Annotated in this window: 25 protein-coding genes; 3 read left to right on the forward strand and 22 right to left on the reverse strand. The window is 30.8% G+C overall.

The genetic code is table 11. The features are described from left to right. Positions 1-110: 110 nt before the first annotated feature. The 4 genes from V7S50_RS11185 to V7S50_RS11200 form a co-directional block, all read right to left on the reverse strand. A complete protein-coding gene (locus V7S50_RS11185) occupies positions 111-1229 on the reverse strand; it encodes a hypothetical protein (RefSeq protein WP_336376404.1) in 1119 nt (372 codons plus the stop codon). Between the two features lie 284 nt (positions 1230-1513). Continuing rightward, positions 1514-1825 carry a hypothetical protein gene (locus tag V7S50_RS11190; RefSeq protein WP_336376403.1) on the reverse strand — a complete coding sequence of 104 codons (312 nt, stop codon included), beginning with the start codon at positions 1823-1825 and terminating at the stop codon, positions 1514-1516. A gap of 94 nt (positions 1826-1919) precedes the next feature. Beyond that, complete coding sequence (locus tag V7S50_RS11195) at positions 1920-3113, reverse strand: hypothetical protein (RefSeq protein ID WP_336376402.1); 1194 nt, start codon at positions 3111-3113, stop codon at positions 1920-1922. Between the two features lie 147 nt (positions 3114-3260). Continuing rightward, entirely contained in the window at positions 3261-3722 is a 462-nt protein-coding gene (locus tag V7S50_RS11200) for a DUF4365 domain-containing protein (RefSeq protein WP_336376401.1), read from the reverse strand. Between the two features lie 130 nt (positions 3723-3852). Between V7S50_RS11200 and V7S50_RS11205 the strand changes: the two genes are divergently transcribed. Then, positions 3853-4089, forward strand: a complete 237-nt coding sequence (locus tag V7S50_RS11205; protein ID WP_098368739.1) for a hypothetical protein — start codon at positions 3853-3855, stop codon at positions 4087-4089. 36 nt (positions 4090-4125) lie between these two features. Here V7S50_RS11205 and V7S50_RS11210 read toward each other — a convergent pair whose 3' ends face one another. From V7S50_RS11210 to V7S50_RS11235, 6 genes are all read right to left on the reverse strand, one after another. Continuing rightward, complete coding sequence (locus tag V7S50_RS11210; RefSeq protein WP_336376400.1) at positions 4126-5703, reverse strand: hypothetical protein; 1578 nt, start codon at positions 5701-5703, stop codon at positions 4126-4128. A 137-nt stretch (positions 5704-5840) separates the two neighbouring features. Next, positions 5841-6164: a hypothetical protein gene (locus tag V7S50_RS11215; protein ID WP_242306349.1), complete on the reverse strand. Its 324-nt coding sequence runs from the start codon at positions 6162-6164 to the stop codon at positions 5841-5843. 145 nt (positions 6165-6309) lie between these two features. Beyond that, positions 6310-7023 (reverse strand): hypothetical protein, encoded by a 714-nt coding sequence (locus V7S50_RS11220; RefSeq protein ID WP_336376399.1) that lies wholly within the window; start codon positions 7021-7023, stop codon positions 6310-6312. A gap of 6 nt (positions 7024-7029) precedes the next feature. Then, positions 7030-7359, reverse strand: coding sequence for a hypothetical protein (locus V7S50_RS11225; RefSeq protein ID WP_336376398.1), 330 nt, complete (start codon positions 7357-7359; stop codon positions 7030-7032). 34 nt (positions 7360-7393) lie between these two features. Further along, the gene (locus V7S50_RS11230) at positions 7394-7867 is read right to left on the reverse strand and encodes a hypothetical protein (RefSeq protein WP_336376397.1); all 474 of its coding nucleotides are present in this window, start codon (positions 7865-7867) and stop codon (positions 7394-7396) included. A gap of 1 nt (position 7868) precedes the next feature. Beyond that, entirely contained in the window at positions 7869-8222 is a 354-nt protein-coding gene (locus V7S50_RS11235; RefSeq protein WP_242306353.1) for a hypothetical protein, read from the reverse strand. Between the two features lie 129 nt (positions 8223-8351). Here V7S50_RS11235 and V7S50_RS11240 point away from each other — a divergent pair, with 129 nt between their 5' ends. Together V7S50_RS11240 and V7S50_RS11245 are read left to right on the forward strand one after the other, a co-directional pair. Then, a complete protein-coding gene (locus tag V7S50_RS11240) occupies positions 8352-9146 on the forward strand; it encodes a TerC family protein (RefSeq protein WP_142288463.1) in 795 nt (264 codons plus the stop codon). A 161-nt stretch (positions 9147-9307) separates the two neighbouring features. Then, entirely contained in the window at positions 9308-9598 is a 291-nt protein-coding gene (locus tag V7S50_RS11245) for a hypothetical protein (RefSeq protein WP_336376395.1), read from the forward strand. Positions 9599-9720: 122 nt separating this feature from the next. Here the strand turns inward: V7S50_RS11245 and V7S50_RS11250 are convergent, their stop codons facing one another. The 12 genes from V7S50_RS11250 to V7S50_RS11305 form a co-directional block, all read right to left on the reverse strand. Then, on the reverse strand, positions 9721-10056 hold the full coding sequence (locus tag V7S50_RS11250; protein ID WP_098297455.1) for a hypothetical protein: 336 nt from the start codon (positions 10054-10056) through the stop codon (positions 9721-9723). Positions 10057-10177: 121 nt separating this feature from the next. Further along, entirely contained in the window at positions 10178-10378 is a 201-nt protein-coding gene (locus V7S50_RS11255; protein ID WP_336376394.1) for a hypothetical protein, read from the reverse strand. A gap of 60 nt (positions 10379-10438) precedes the next feature. Beyond that, positions 10439-10987: a hypothetical protein gene (locus V7S50_RS11260; protein WP_336376393.1), complete on the reverse strand. Its 549-nt coding sequence runs from the start codon at positions 10985-10987 to the stop codon at positions 10439-10441. A 190-nt stretch (positions 10988-11177) separates the two neighbouring features. Next, positions 11178-11486, reverse strand: a complete 309-nt coding sequence (locus V7S50_RS11265; protein WP_336584255.1) for a hypothetical protein — start codon at positions 11484-11486, stop codon at positions 11178-11180. A 203-nt stretch (positions 11487-11689) separates the two neighbouring features. Beyond that, entirely contained in the window at positions 11690-12067 is a 378-nt protein-coding gene (locus V7S50_RS11270; RefSeq protein ID WP_336376391.1) for a hypothetical protein, read from the reverse strand. Positions 12068-12094: 27 nt separating this feature from the next. Further along, positions 12095-12358: a hypothetical protein gene (locus V7S50_RS11275; RefSeq protein WP_336376390.1), complete on the reverse strand. Its 264-nt coding sequence runs from the start codon at positions 12356-12358 to the stop codon at positions 12095-12097. A gap of 41 nt (positions 12359-12399) precedes the next feature. Beyond that, positions 12400-12684 carry a hypothetical protein gene (locus V7S50_RS11280; protein ID WP_336376389.1) on the reverse strand — a complete coding sequence of 95 codons (285 nt, stop codon included), beginning with the start codon at positions 12682-12684 and terminating at the stop codon, positions 12400-12402. A gap of 5 nt (positions 12685-12689) precedes the next feature. Next, positions 12690-13034 carry a hypothetical protein gene (locus tag V7S50_RS11285; RefSeq protein ID WP_141528553.1) on the reverse strand — a complete coding sequence of 115 codons (345 nt, stop codon included), beginning with the start codon at positions 13032-13034 and terminating at the stop codon, positions 12690-12692. A 154-nt stretch (positions 13035-13188) separates the two neighbouring features. Then, a complete protein-coding gene (locus V7S50_RS11290; RefSeq protein WP_336376388.1) occupies positions 13189-13365 on the reverse strand; it encodes a hypothetical protein in 177 nt (58 codons plus the stop codon). Continuing rightward, entirely contained in the window at positions 13362-13529 is a 168-nt protein-coding gene (locus V7S50_RS11295) for a hypothetical protein (RefSeq protein WP_336376387.1), read from the reverse strand. Before V7S50_RS11295 ends, V7S50_RS11290 begins: the two co-directional genes overlap by 4 nt. Before the next feature lie 30 nt (positions 13530-13559). Continuing rightward, positions 13560-13847, reverse strand: a complete 288-nt coding sequence (locus V7S50_RS11300; protein ID WP_336376386.1) for a hypothetical protein — start codon at positions 13845-13847, stop codon at positions 13560-13562. Then, the gene (locus tag V7S50_RS11305) at positions 13831-14136 is read right to left on the reverse strand and encodes a hypothetical protein (protein ID WP_336376385.1); all 306 of its coding nucleotides are present in this window, start codon (positions 14134-14136) and stop codon (positions 13831-13833) included. Before V7S50_RS11305 ends, V7S50_RS11300 begins: the two co-directional genes overlap by 17 nt. Positions 14137-14143 lie beyond the last annotated feature (7 nt).

Consider the following 14143-nt stretch of genomic DNA (forward strand, 5'->3'; position numbering starts at 1 on the left):
TTTAATAAATTTTTTAAATTACCTGTTTTATATATTCCATTTATTTTAGATTCTAAGAATCCTACTTATTCGTTGTTGGTAAAAATGACATAAAAAAACCACCTATAATATTAGGCGGTTTTAGTCAATTCTATTTGCTCGAATTCATCTACAAAAATAGAATCCCAAGCTTCTTCATATATACTAAACTTACTTCTTCTTCCTGTTGCCAATGAAATGCCTTGTGCATCTTCTCTAATATCTTCAATAGGAATAATCCAAGTGTTATACTCAGCTCCATTCGACACAAGAAACAACACATAATCACAGTTTTGTTCATTGATATCTTTTATCTTCCCGTTCTTCAATACGGTTTCATTTGCATAGATTTCATTGTTTTTTCTTTTTCTTTGGACATAGGAAAAACGTGCTCTTCCTTTATCGTTTGCATTTGCATACTTAATTAAAATTCGTTTACCACAAACTTCTATGTCATGCCTTCTGTGCTTCACTTGTTTCACATTCGGATACATATCTTTTAACTTATGCAGAACATAATTCATTTCTTTTTTTTGTAATTTGTTTGATAAAGCATACTTATTTAACTTTTTATAAAGTAAGTCTTCATATGTATGACCCATTTTTAGATATTCTTGCAGTGTTGATGATGAAAGACCAAAATAAGTAGACCATTCCTTTATTGACTTACTCTCTCCATTTAGCTTCAAAAATTTTCGTGGACGCTTCTTTAAACAACCACAACTTTGTTTAATCTTCCTAATCAACTGATTTCTACTTGCAAATGTTATATTTCCGCAATCGCATTTACACTTAAACAATGTTTTGCCATCTTTATAAACGGAGTGAAATCCAACTACTTCTAAGCGAGTATATCTTTTCCCCACAAACTTTTTTTCCTTCTCGTTTAAAGCTACTTTCGTATATTTCTTTCCTTTTTCTTTTCTACGCTGTTTACTACATTCTGGACATCCAATTTGTAATCGTCTAAGATTTGACCATTTTGCTTTTTTCTTTCCATGTGTTTTACATTCAAATTCTATAAACTGAGTGCTATCAATATATATTTCTGTTAGCAGTTTATATCCCCACTCTTCAACCTTTGCTTTTATTTCATCAATAATAAGAATTGGTTTCGAGTTTTTTGAAGAACCTTTACCTTTTTTCTTTCTAAATTGACTCCTGCATTTAGAACAACCAACATCTACACGTCTAAAATTTCCCCATTCCACCTTTTTAACTCCGTGCAACTTACATCTGAATTGAAGCGGTTGTCTATAATTTCTGTATACATTTGTTAACAATTCGTACCCAGACGCTTCAAATTTATCTCTGATTTCCTCTATTGTAATCCTTCTATACAAGTTGAATCATCCTCACCATGAATTATAAGATTGATTCTACATCTTTCATAAACTATAGTCAATAAAAATTAGAATTATTTGTCATCCTCTCTTTCATCACAATAAAAAAGACCATTTAGTATAATAACTAAACGGTCTACCTTCTTACCCTATTAAAATCCAAAAATATACTTCATACGCTGACTTACACCCCAATGAATATTCTCTAATAGTGTTGTTCTCGCTCTTTGTTCAAAACCATTAAATATCATTTCTTCTGAACCATTAATGATACGATAGACATATATAGGTTTGTCGTATTCTTCTTCTTCTGTTCCTTCAAATATTTTAACAGAAATACCACCCAAATTATCTTTATAAGTAATTTTGAACCCATTTTTAGTAGGCTCATATTCCCAATTATCCCCCAGATTTCTTCTTAATTGTCCTGCATTTGATAATTCGATTAAACCATATAAAGTCATATAAATTCTCCTTTGAAATAATTTTTAAAAATACCTTATTTATATATTGTTTATATATTATAGATGGTATATACAATATATATAAATTTAATTCTTAAATTATATTCCAGTTTTCTCTATAACTATCATATTTCCCATTTCTGTAAGGAGAGAAAGAAATAGATTGTAACTCATCACTTATTCGATGCGTTGGAATTATCCAACAGTCATACCTTCCTTTATTGTCTACAACAAATATGATATGCGAATAAGACATATGATACTGCTTTCGTATTCGTCCATTGGCTAATACAATTTCATTATTATATAACTCCCCATTTCTCCTGGGGGTTTGCGTTAAGTTAAAACATCCTTTGTTATTGCTATTTCCAATTGCATATTTAATAAGAACCTTTTGTTCGTTTAAAATCAGACAATTTTGTTTTGCTATATTAGTACACTCAAATGCATTATTGAACTCTTTTAATTTGTCTTTAATATGTAATATCACTTTTTCCTTATCTGTTTGGTTTTTATATAATCCATTACAGGTAGTTCTTAATTCTTCATAATCATAACCTTGTGATAATAATTGCTTTAATTTTTTTTGACTTAATTTGAAGTATTGTGCCCATTCTTTCATTGTTAAAGATTCGCCATTTAATGTAATACGCTCTTTTTTGCTTTCTTTCCTTATACATCCACAGCTCCGAGTGTTTTCAGATTCAAGTTTAAATCGAGTCGTAATTACTTCTTTACCACAAGTGCATCTGCATAAGAATTTTGTTGGTTTTTTCTTTTCCATCGAATGAATTTTTATAACCAATAAACGAGAAAATCGTTTCCCTACGATATGCTTATCCTTCTCATTGAGCTTTGTACGTTTAATGCCCATGTTCTTGTTTGTTCTTTCCTTCAAACAATCCTTACAACCTATCTTAGACCTTCTAAAATTCGCCCATGTTGTAACTTGTTCTTTATGTACTGGACAATCAAAAGCTAATTCTTGTTTATTATTTATGTATATTTTAGTTTTCAGTTGATATCCTCTATTGCGAAACTCTTTTTCTACATCTTCCCATCTAACAGTCTTTCCCTTACATTCATGACAACCCATATTTCTAATAAACTTACTCCAGGTTGTTTCCAATGTTCCATGTTTGGAACAAATGAATTTTAATGGGCTTTTACGGTCAATATAGTGATTTGTAAGCAAAATTAAACCATTCTCATTGAATTTCTTTCGAATAAATTCTATATTTGGAACCGCAGTTCCTTTCTCTAATTGAATACTCATTGCCTCTGTCATTTTAAACCCCTACATTTATTTAAATCATTAATTATAAACCTAATAAACCATTGTATTATAGCAAAATTCTCACTTCATCACATCTATTTTTCATAAACAAAAGATAGATACAATAAACGTATCTACCTCTTAGTAATAAATATCTTATTATAAAAATTCTTGAACTGAATTTTCCATTGAAAAGATTTCAAGGATTGAATAATTTTTCCGAGAAATATTTACACCATACTCTGGTTTTGATGTTTGCCCAGGCTTAGTATATCCTCTATCAACAAAAACACCATTAGGTTCAGACCATGCTTCTGCGGGTATTAGAAAAACATCTGGAAATCGCCCATGTTCAAAAACCAATAATGCAAGATATAAATGTTTATTTGTTATATCAAATTTGGTTTTCTCCATGTAGACATAGCGCATACCCCTTATTGATTTTACCTGAATTTCTTTAAAATTACCTTTTTTATCTTTTACAATAAAATCTATTCCGTGGTCATCAATTTCTGGAGAGTATACCTGTAGTCCATATGATGCAAACTCCATTTTTGCAAAATATTCGCCATATCTCCCTATTTGTAATTTCTCTAATTTTTCCCAATGTAAGTTCGGCATTCGCATTTCCCCTTTGCTCATCCTTTAGTTATCATCATAACATTTTGAATAATATTAGATAAAATATATATAATATATAGATTTTATAAATTGGCATTTCACAAGAAATGAACTTTAGGAGGAATTATACATGATGATGGTATTAATTAAACACGAACTGGATACAGTAGCGAGAAAAGTGTCTTTAAATGATGCTTTTTTAGAAGCCTTAGAATGGTCAGGAAATCCTACATCTGACGTCGAAAAGCAAGAAGATGACTTACTTCAATACCTAAAGAAACATCCTCAATTTATTCATAAAATTGAAGATGGATATAAGATTCAAGTCTTAATAGGTTGGAATTATGAAGTGCAGACACAAGCATAAAAAAAGCAGTGAACTTAATCACTGCTTTTTTTCTTATTACACCAGTTTACTTAATTCTAACCCTAAAGCATTGATATTACGTTGACCATTGAAATAGTGGATATGAACGTCCTTATCTTTAACATTACTTAGTGCTTTTCTATAAATGGCATGATTTGAATGAGATGTCTCAAAACACACAATATCCATGTTGTTTAAGAATGATAAATCTATTCCTTTTTCATCAGGTAGAATCGTTCGAATACCAGGATAAACTTGCTTGATTCGTTGATGCCAATTCTGATGGCCACCGACAATTGCAATTTTTACATTTTCTAATTGAGCAGAATAATTTTCTTCTACCATATCTTCTTGCTCTATTTGTTCTTGCTCCTTAAATACATACTCTCTTAATGAAATTACTTCTTTACGAAGCATTTCATCTTCTTTTACTGTTTCTTCTTTTTCTTTTAATTTACGTTCTAATTCTTTAATATACGCCTCTTGTTCAGAGATTTTGTCATTCAGTTCTTTTTCTCTTGATTCAAATTCTTTTTCTTTTTTTGTTAATTCGATTACTTTTTCATTCGCAAGCTTTTCTTTTTCAATGGCTTGATACAAAGCAGAATCATCTTTATTTAGATATTCATCTCTTAGCTCTTTATATTGTTTCGCCATCATACAAATTAATAACGATGCACTTAAATAAAAAGTAAAATCTTCATCGGTCAAACGTCCCCTGTCTTTTGAAGCGGAAAACATTTGATAAATATCAATGTATTCTTCTCTTGTAATTTCAGTTGTAGCATAAAAATTCATATCATTTAAATTTTGCAAACGCAATACACCACTTAAAGGTTTAATGTATTTATACATACCTCTCTTATACAATTCATTAAACAGTTCATTTGGTGCCATTCTTTTTATTGGTTTTTCTTTATTTAATTCTTTAAGTAATTTATCCTCCATTTTCACTATCATATCATCTATATTTTCAATTTTTCCAAATTTACAGCCTGTCACTTCTTGAAACTTGGATAATGCAGGAATCTGGTTTTTTGCTCTACCTTCTAACATTTCTTTATCAGTTACGGCTATAGAATTGATATTTACAACAACATTCCTGAAGTGTTCTTGAATCTCAATACTACGCCAATTTATTTGTTTCTTCTCATATAAGTACATTACACAAGAAATGACTAATAACAATTTAGACTCAGATAAATAGGAATCACTTCTTCCTCTGTAAAAGTCTACAAAATGATTGATATTAAAGGTTGGGTTTCTTTCTACATAATCACTAAGTCTCTTATATCCTTTCTTAATGAACTTTCGTAAAAAGGCATCCCCCTCACCCATCTCTTCATACCAAGCATATAGAGCTAAAGCTTCTCTCATCTTTTTCTCTTCTATTGCTGTATATGTTGAAAATAAAGGATTTTCATAAAAGCGACTGTTTTTGTATGCAATCATGCAATCCTGTTGATTTTCTTTATATAAAGATGCTAACTCTTCCTCTAATTCCTTATGCACTGCTATACTTGCAACTGTATATACGACAAGAATTTCATTAACATCTATTTCTTTATCACCATTCTTATTTCTTATTATTACCCGTAAATCTGTATTCGTCATAAAATAACCTCCACTAATTTCCTAAGCAAGTACAATTTATTTAACTATATTATATAACAAAAAAAGACTTTTGTAAAAAATAATTTACTAAAGTCTTTTAAATCAGTATGAAACTACCTATCAGATTATGAATAAAACTACTTATCGCAATCAATGGTTCCATCTGATTTATATAGAGGATTCATTGTCACCCCTGCTGAACCTGATGATTTTGTATAGGTATAAACATATTTACAGTATGTTTTTTTATCCTGCAAAATTGTTATTTCAGACAAATTGCTTTTCTCTTCAAATGGAACATCATTCTGTTCTAAAATCTGCATTCTTGAATCTTTTTTAAAATCGGGTTTCTTATTTAACTCTGCAAAAATGTCTTTATGTTCTGCTTTTTTTGGCGGTTGTGGAGTCATACATCCTGCCAATAGCACGATTGGAATTAACAAAACAAAGATTTTCTTCATACTATCACACCCTTATCTAACAGACTATATTTAATTTTAGATATATAGCTCTTATATAAGAATGCTTTAGGTGTTCGACCTTGCTCTATCACTTTTTTGTATACAAAAAAGCTCTCATGCTATCTGAGAACTTCATGAAAACTGTTTAGTTAGCCTTAGCCTGTAAATACCCTACTTCTCTCATCGTTATAGGACGCAAATCCATTAGCTCTGGTGCGTCTTCTGTATTCTCTTGTTTAAAATCAGCGAAATAGATATTATCCTTTGTTTTTACGATGAATCCTGTTTGTTGAGTGGATTTATTCATCATAAAATCATCTACAGAGATTCCAAGCTCCTTTGAAACCAAGTCCTGCCGAATATCCGCATTTTTTTGGGCAGTCTTAATTTCATTTTTTGATAAATTATAGAGCCAAAACATAGTACATAGAAATCCTATAATAACCAAGACAGAAATACCAATTGAAGTCATTATTTTTTTAAACTTATTTTCTTTTTTTGGAGTTGCTTTGTTGATAATTGTTACATTTGATAAATCAGTAGGTTCTCTGGGATATTTCTTCGACAACATTAATATCTCTTCTTCTGTCGTCTCATGGTTTACCAGAAACTTACTTTTAGCCTCTTTAAAAAATGCAATCTCGGACTCATCTGTAGCCTCTTGCATTAACTCATCAAGCATTTGATAAGAAAAAGCCCTACCTTGCTCCTTTTGAACCTCCTGTACCACTTGTTGCATTTCTTCAAGCGAATATGTATTTTCCATAAAAAATTCTTTTAATTTATCTTGATTGCTTGTATTGAAAAAATCTTTTACCGCTTCTTTCGCTTTTTGAAATCGTTCGTCTGTCAAACTCATATGTCATCACTCCTCTTCTAATACGTTGGGATATTGTTTCAGCATTTCATCCATTTCTTCTTTTGTTAACCCTTCTGATTTTAGCCAATCATTCATATACTCATTTAACTGTTCACGAGTTTTCTTATCGGTTACATCCTTCATAGGTAACAGAATGATTCTATAAGCAGTAACTTTTCTGTATTCTCTCGATACCTCCTCAAAAATAGCCATTCTATCTACCTTGCTATAATCATGCTCTTGAAGGAATTCTTGCAAACTCTCCTTATCTTTTGTTCTAAAATACTCCTGCATTTTACGTTTCAACATTATTTTTTTCTCATTTATTGTTTTCATTCGTTGTAAATCCCTTCATCTTTTTATTTTGTTTTTACGAATCATTACTTTCAGTTAGAATTTTATCAATCCTGACGACTTTATACTTTAAGTAATCTTCATACTTTAGAAACACTGACAATGTTTCGTTATTTACTTTTACTCGATACATTTTTATTCCTTTTAGCGTACCTTCCTCATTGTCATCCATCTGTAGTTTGTCTTTCTGAACGTTTAATACGTTTGCAATGACTTCTCGCTTCGTCTTCTCTACAAGGTTCATTCTCTCTTGAAATAATTCTTTTCCCGTTATCAATGAGTAACCCATCGTTCCTAAAACAATAATCGCACCCAGACTAACAATCATAAGGCTCCATATGTAAATCAGAGAAATATAATCTGGACCTGGACGCCAACTACATCTAAAATGTTCCTTTTTAATAAAATAAAGAAAAGTTGTGAGTATAATAGGGATTACAAATAATCCGATTGCAAATACAAATACTTCTATAACTTTGAAATGTTCCATACTACACTTCACATCCCTTATGCTCTATAACTAATAAAAATAGATAATCATCCCATCCTTGTATGAAAAATTCGAAATGACTTCCTTCTTCTGTAAAAGACTGAATTATGATGTTGGCATACGTTTCTATTTCATCTAATTCTTCTGATTCATCTATATATGCTCCATATATATGATTCTGTTCACTCGTATACGGCTTCCATGGTAAAACAATTAATTCATCTCTATGAATGGAAGCCTTACTGAAAGTAATCCCTTCACTCATCTCCATATGTAATGTTTGAGAATGAATCTTTCTATCCTCTAACATAGGATGTTTTAATACTCGATTTAACAATTCCGATGTTTGTTTCATTCTTCTTTTCACTTCCTTCATCACTTTCGTTTCATCAAGTATAGTATACATTAAAATTTATATATTGACTATAGTTAATAAAAGTTGTAAGATATGTTCATACGAAACACGAAAACTTAATAGGAGTGACTGTTGATGTTACAAAATATCTTATCAACTTATGCGTCTTTCTTTGATTTACATATGTGGAAAGAAGTATTAAGTGACCCTGTAGCCTGGGGCTTAATTGGTAGTTTAGTTCTTTTGGAAGGATTACTTTCTGCGGATAACGCTTTAGTATTAGCCGTTATGGTAAGACATTTACCTGAAGAACAACGTAAAAAGGCCTTAATGTACGGATTGTGGGGAGCTTATATCTTCCGATTTATTGCAATTGGATTAGGTACTTACTTAGTCAAATTTACGATTGTAAAAGTATTTGGAGCACTTTACTTACTTTGGTTATCGTTTAAGTTCTTTAAAGAACGATATATCGACAAAAAAGATGCCGATAATCCTGAGGATGAAGCAGTAAATGTAAAAGATGGTTTCTTAGCTCGTTATATTGGTGTATTCTGGGCAACGGTAGCAACAGTAGAGTTAATGGATATCTCATTCTCTGTAGATAGCATCTTAGCTTCATTTGCCGTAAGTAACGAAGTATGGGTATTATTCATGGGTGGTGTTTTAGGGATTCTGATGATGCGTGGTATCGCAGGAGTGTTTATTACTATCATTGATAAAATTCCTGAATTAGAAACAACTGCATATGTATTAATTGCATTCATTGGTTTGAAAATGCTATTAAGCATTGACCAAATTGGAATTGAAATTAATCATACAGTATTCTTCTCTATAATTATCTTAGCGTTTGTAGGAACATTCATTATTCACTACTTACGAAAAGGTAAATCAGATTCAAACGAAGAAAAGAAAACAGCATAATAATCTAAATAGAGTTCAATTGATTATATCTTCAATTTGAACTCTATTTTTATACATTTACACAATGAATCATATTTGTTACAATATTAACCATATTCGTCACAACTAACAATTTCATTGACTATTGTTAAATTTATTTTTTAGAGAGGTGGAAACATACAATGGGAAATTCAATTATCGTAGAAAAAATGATTCAGCAAATCCGACAACACGCTAAAGATAGAGCAAAAAGTGTTGCAAGAGGTGCAGAAACCCCACATCTCGCAGGACTTCTTCTTCAAAAATATGGTCAAGGGGTAATAGATACTATAAATGAACTTTATTCGACCCCAAGGGCTTCTGATGAAATATATAAAGTTTTAGATGAAGAAACAGCAAAAATTGACCCAGAGTGGAAAATTCATAATAAACAGAGATGGTCTGGTCATCCCGCAGATATATGCATAAAATAAAAAGAGCCCCAATAGGTCGGTGGGCTCTTTTCTTTTGGTAGGTTTTTATAATGATGAAAGAATTTATCGAAGTGATTAATCTCTACACTCTATATTTTATCATGCGAGCATTTTAATTCAATTCAAATAACGTTCGAGGTAGTGTCTATTTGTCCTTGATTATAATGATTTACAATTAATTCCCCCATGCCACCATTCATTTCTCCTATCCAAATCATAATCTCTTGAATCTCCTTTGTGTCAGAGACCATATACTTTAATCCATATACCGCTAATTTCCCAATGTTTCTTCTATGTTCAAATCCTATAAACTTTAATTCATTTATTAGTTTTATGGATAACCCTTTTCTTTTTTCATTAAATTTTTGACCTTTAATAAAGGGAGTATACACCTTTATTATTTCATCCACTAATACATACAAACCTTGTACTTCATCAGTAGTAGAAATTTGCAACATACATTTATCCCCTCCACAGTCTTATATGTATATTATAAACAAATCCACGTCAAAATCAAACGTATGTTCTTTTGGTGGATATAAAAAAACACAAAGAATGATTCTCTGTGCTTAAAAGTTTTTAGCTTAATGCCAATTCAACATCTTCAAAAAGGAGTTTCAATTCTTCAAGAGTTGTACCATGCTTTTCATATTCTTTGAAGAGATTGATTAACTCAACTGATGTATCATCATTAATTTCTCCATGTTTAATTTTATTTTCTAAAATCCCAACTTTTACAGCTAAATTGTTTTTTAATTGCTCAATTTCAATAGTATTCATCATATTTCTCCTTTATTAGCTCTTATAGTTATTATAATATAATCTCGATTCCTTGTACTTTTATTTCATAAAAAATCCTGGTAAGAACTCTGTTAATCCATTCGCAATCGGATTTGGGCCATAAAATCCAAATCGACTTTCAATTACTTCTCCTGATGGATTAAATACTTGATATCCATATACTTGACCTTTTAGATAGTAATCATATTGTTTTACTTCTTTCATTAATTCCTGAACAATTTCCTGTTTTAGCACTTTTGATACTCGATTCACTTGATATCTTGTACGAATCATTTCTCTACTTACATAAATATAACCGATATGTCTTGCTAATTCTGTATATTGTACAACACTTATCTCAAGTGTACGACATTTATGCAGATAGATGGGTAAGATAACTGCATTTTTATCGTTTATTTCATTTTTGAAATCCAATTCGGTTTCATAAACATGTTCATCACCTAATCTATGCTTTTTATCAAAGCATACTATTCTCCCTAAATTTCCTCTTTTTTCTCGTGGATTTACTGCTTCTGCATCACCACAAATCGCTACCTTTTCACCGTTAAACTCCATTTGCATACCTTCATATAAATAATAACCTGTCATCACGAAAACACTCCTCTTTAATCATTTCAAATGTAAAATACCTGTTTTATATATTCGTTTTATCATATGGCATTCAAAAAGAGGAAATTCAATAAAAAAGAAAAGCTGAGAAAATTTATCTCAGCTTTCATGACCCTAATATTAGGGTGTTCTTATTTTATATTAATAAACATTACGCTTACTTTTCTATCTATCCTTTATAAGCTCTCATGCCATAATCCCAAAAACATGAACGTGAATTATTATACCGAATATCATTTAAGCTAAATTCTACTCTTAGAAGGGATTCTAATGCAGTATAAAATGAATCTGATAATACCAAACGATTATAATCCTCGCCTTTTTGCAGAAATTCATCTTCTCTTAATTCAATATTGATTGTGCCCATAATATTCGACTTGGGATTTACACTAAATCGAATAACACTATCTCGTTCTTCCATCCATTTATTTAACCTCTCTACAACATCTTTGTCATACACGTTTAACTGATTCATCATTACTTTCCTCCTAAGTGAATTTGATTAAACCCCTATTTTTCTTTTTTACTCTTTGTATTATAGAATCCATTCTTGTAAAGTATTATGAGTAAAATAAAAAGAGAGCCCCACTCATGGAACTCCCTTAGGTGTACTCCGCAGAAATTACACCGCAATTATTTTATTATATGCAGTAGCAAAAGATATATAATAACGACTGAGTATTACTGGAAATAATCCTCTTTTCTTTCTGTATCCCTAATAATATATAACGTTTCAAAATCTATCATTTTAACTACATATAAAGCTTTACCAAAAACATATGTAAGTAATTTCTCGAAATCCATTTGATGCTCTTGAATTCTATCGTGACGGAAATATTTGCAATAAACATCAAATTCATCCTTAGTCATTAGACCTTCCTCAATATCAAAGTTTAGATAATTTATATTTCTATTCACATGAACCACAGGTGTATAACCCAATATTTCCTTTAAATGCTTAATGGACCATTCTTTAGCATAATCTATATTCGTTTTAATAATCTGTAACTGTTCATCCTCTTTATTAAAAGATACCTCTTCAATCTTTTCCTTTTTCATCTTCAACACCCTTTCAATAACATACAGCTATTCCGTCCCTGAAGATTTATATCCTTCAATATACCGCCATTTATCCCTATATACTTTCTTTCTACATCTTGTAATAATAAACTCTCCATTACTATCCTTTTGTTTGCTAAGTCTACAAAAAGGATTTCCACGTTTCTCCTCAGATTCTATCCTTGCAATAATTGAATACAGATTTTCACTTTTTACGAATAATATCGGATTACGAAACCTTTTCATAAAATCATTCTTCCATGTCATTAAGTCTTTACTATTAGCATCCAAATTGAAAAATCCTCCTAATAATACATGTACAAATCTTTTCTTCAGATAAGCACTTCATGTCTATGTCCACACTGACCACAAATGACATCAAACCCATCTGGATGCGTCATATCTGTTTTAAAGTTTCCGTCGTTGTTAATTGAATCTTCAAGAGATAAATAATCATCGTAAACTTTACCATCATTATGATTTACAATTCTTTTTAAAGGAATCGTCCTTTTATTTGAGCATTTTGTACATTTTATAGTTAATTCGATTTCCATATTTAGCACACCGCTTTCTGTATATCCAAAGTTATTTTCATAACTCAGAACGTTAGATATCAATCTGTCTATTTATTATCCAACATTACAAATCGTTTTACCAATTCTCCTGAGGGTAATTTTTGCATACCGAAAAACTCATCTACTTCTCGTGCCCAAATTTTGTCTGTCCCATAATCGACTTCTGCTTGATAAATGACATGAGGCTTTTCTCTATCTATAAAAACTACTCCCTTGTAACAATACAAACGAACTTCTCGAATTGCTTCTCCATCAGGTGTATGAGCATCTTGAGCAACCAAATTCTCTCTTAAATCAACAAAATCACCTGTAAATTCACTTACTGGTAATGCAATACAACGAAAACAATATTCTTTCTGTTTATAATGCTTGTACAAATCTCCGTATTTCATTTCTAATTCTCCTTTTATTCCTATTTAAAATTATCTTGAATCCAATTCAACTCATCACATTTCTTGCAATACTGACCATATGCATCACAACTAACGATTTCTTTTTCTTGTTGGCAACTACTACATTTCTCCATGTTATCAACACCTCTTCATTCTATTGACCTGATACAGTAATCAAGTAATAATCATCTTCTAATTCAGTATCAACAATTTCTCTCACAGGCACGAACATATTTATTTTATTCTCCCTGGTCATAACAGAAGTTCCTGTTACTTCTGCACCGTACGTATATTTCTCCATTGCAATAGGACAAACCCAAATAGAAATCATTTTTTACATGCCCCCCTTTTTGCTAATCGTTCTTTAGCAAGTTGCCTTTTTAACTCTAAATTTTCGACTTTTAAATAATAATTTTCATCTTTCATACGAGTTAACTCTTTATTCAATAAATCATTATTGAATTGAATGGTTCTTAATGTACCAAGGATATTCACAATCTATCATCCTCTCAATTTAATCTATATCTATTTATATGACTTATCCCCAACATAATCTTTTGCAACAACCCACTGTTTCATCCATTCAGGAGCGAGCTCTTGAAACACCTTACTATGCTGTTCTGGAGTATCAACTATCCATGTATTATGTTTCACAATATACTCACCCACATTTACAGGAAAAGGATACGACCATTTCATAGAGAAAGGACTTGTCCAATAATTCTCTCCCACTTTCCAATTGTGTATTTCATTTTCTAACAACAAGACACTTGCATGTATTTTATGCGGATACGTATCAATCCAACTCTTCATCACTTTCACCTACATTCTTTTTACTAATTAATTCTTCAATAGCATTAGGGTAATCTTCTTCCGAATAAAAAGTAATCTCGGCCATCCATTTTTCCATAACACATGGATTTTCTTCTGTACCAAAATCGTCTCCATCTAAATCGTAATATTTTATTTGATACTCAAAGCCCTTTTTATCTTTAAACAATGCACTTGCTACCAATTCACACTTTTCTTTAAACGAATGAACCTTTTCTTTCGGTATCAAACCGCTATGTAATTTCAATTCACCATTTATATGGTCTATCATCAAAACA

It is taken from the genome of Bacillus sp. CCNWLW194, from assembly GCF_037120585.1.
In the GTDB taxonomy this organism is placed as follows: Bacteria; Bacillota; Bacilli; order Bacillales; family Bacillaceae_G; genus Bacillus_A; species Bacillus_A basilensis.

Bases quoted from the DNA above. Each gene is read 5' to 3' on its own strand.
- V7S50_RS11190 (WP_336376403.1), bottom strand. From the start codon at position 1,825: ATGACTTTATATGGTTTAATCGAATTATCAAATGCAGGACAATTAAGA.
- V7S50_RS11195 (WP_336376402.1), bottom strand. From the start codon at position 3,113: ATGACAGAGGCAATGAGTATTCAATTAGAGAAAGGAACTGCGGTTCCA.
- V7S50_RS11200 (WP_336376401.1), bottom strand. From the start codon at position 3,722: ATGCCGAACTTACATTGGGAAAAATTAGAGAAATTACAAATAGGGAGA.
- V7S50_RS11205 (WP_098368739.1), top strand. From the start codon at position 3,853: ATGATGATGGTATTAATTAAACACGAACTGGATACAGTAGCGAGAAAA.
- V7S50_RS11210 (WP_336376400.1), bottom strand. From the start codon at position 5,703: ATGACGAATACAGATTTACGGGTAATAATAAGAAATAAGAATGGTGAT.
- V7S50_RS11215 (WP_242306349.1), bottom strand. From the start codon at position 6,164: ATGAAGAAAATCTTTGTTTTGTTAATTCCAATCGTGCTATTGGCAGGA.
- V7S50_RS11220 (WP_336376399.1), bottom strand. From the start codon at position 7,023: ATGAGTTTGACAGACGAACGATTTCAAAAAGCGAAAGAAGCGGTAAAA.
- V7S50_RS11225 (WP_336376398.1), bottom strand. From the start codon at position 7,359: ATGAAAACAATAAATGAGAAAAAAATAATGTTGAAACGTAAAATGCAG.
- V7S50_RS11230 (WP_336376397.1), bottom strand. From the start codon at position 7,867: ATGGAACATTTCAAAGTTATAGAAGTATTTGTATTTGCAATCGGATTA.
- V7S50_RS11235 (WP_242306353.1), bottom strand. From the start codon at position 8,222: ATGAAACAAACATCGGAATTGTTAAATCGAGTATTAAAACATCCTATG.
- V7S50_RS11245 (WP_336376395.1), top strand. From the start codon at position 9,308: ATGGGAAATTCAATTATCGTAGAAAAAATGATTCAGCAAATCCGACAA.
- V7S50_RS11250 (WP_098297455.1), bottom strand. From the start codon at position 10,056: ATGTTGCAAATTTCTACTACTGATGAAGTACAAGGTTTGTATGTATTA.
- V7S50_RS11255 (WP_336376394.1), bottom strand. From the start codon at position 10,378: ATGAATACTATTGAAATTGAGCAATTAAAAAACAATTTAGCTGTAAAA.
- V7S50_RS11260 (WP_336376393.1), bottom strand. From the start codon at position 10,987: ATGACAGGTTATTATTTATATGAAGGTATGCAAATGGAGTTTAACGGT.
- V7S50_RS11265 (WP_336584255.1), bottom strand. From the start codon at position 11,486: ATGATGAATCAGTTAAACGTGTATGACAAAGATGTTGTAGAGAGGTTA.
- V7S50_RS11270 (WP_336376391.1), bottom strand. From the start codon at position 12,067: ATGAAAAAGGAAAAGATTGAAGAGGTATCTTTTAATAAAGAGGATGAA.
- V7S50_RS11285 (WP_141528553.1), bottom strand. From the start codon at position 13,034: ATGAAATACGGAGATTTGTACAAGCATTATAAACAGAAAGAATATTGT.
- V7S50_RS11290 (WP_336376388.1), bottom strand. From the start codon at position 13,365: ATGATTTCTATTTGGGTTTGTCCTATTGCAATGGAGAAATATACGTAC.
- V7S50_RS11300 (WP_336376386.1), bottom strand. From the start codon at position 13,847: ATGAAGAGTTGGATTGATACGTATCCGCATAAAATACATGCAAGTGTC.
- V7S50_RS11305 (WP_336376385.1), bottom strand. From the start codon at position 14,136: ATGATAGACCATATAAATGGTGAATTGAAATTACATAGCGGTTTGATA.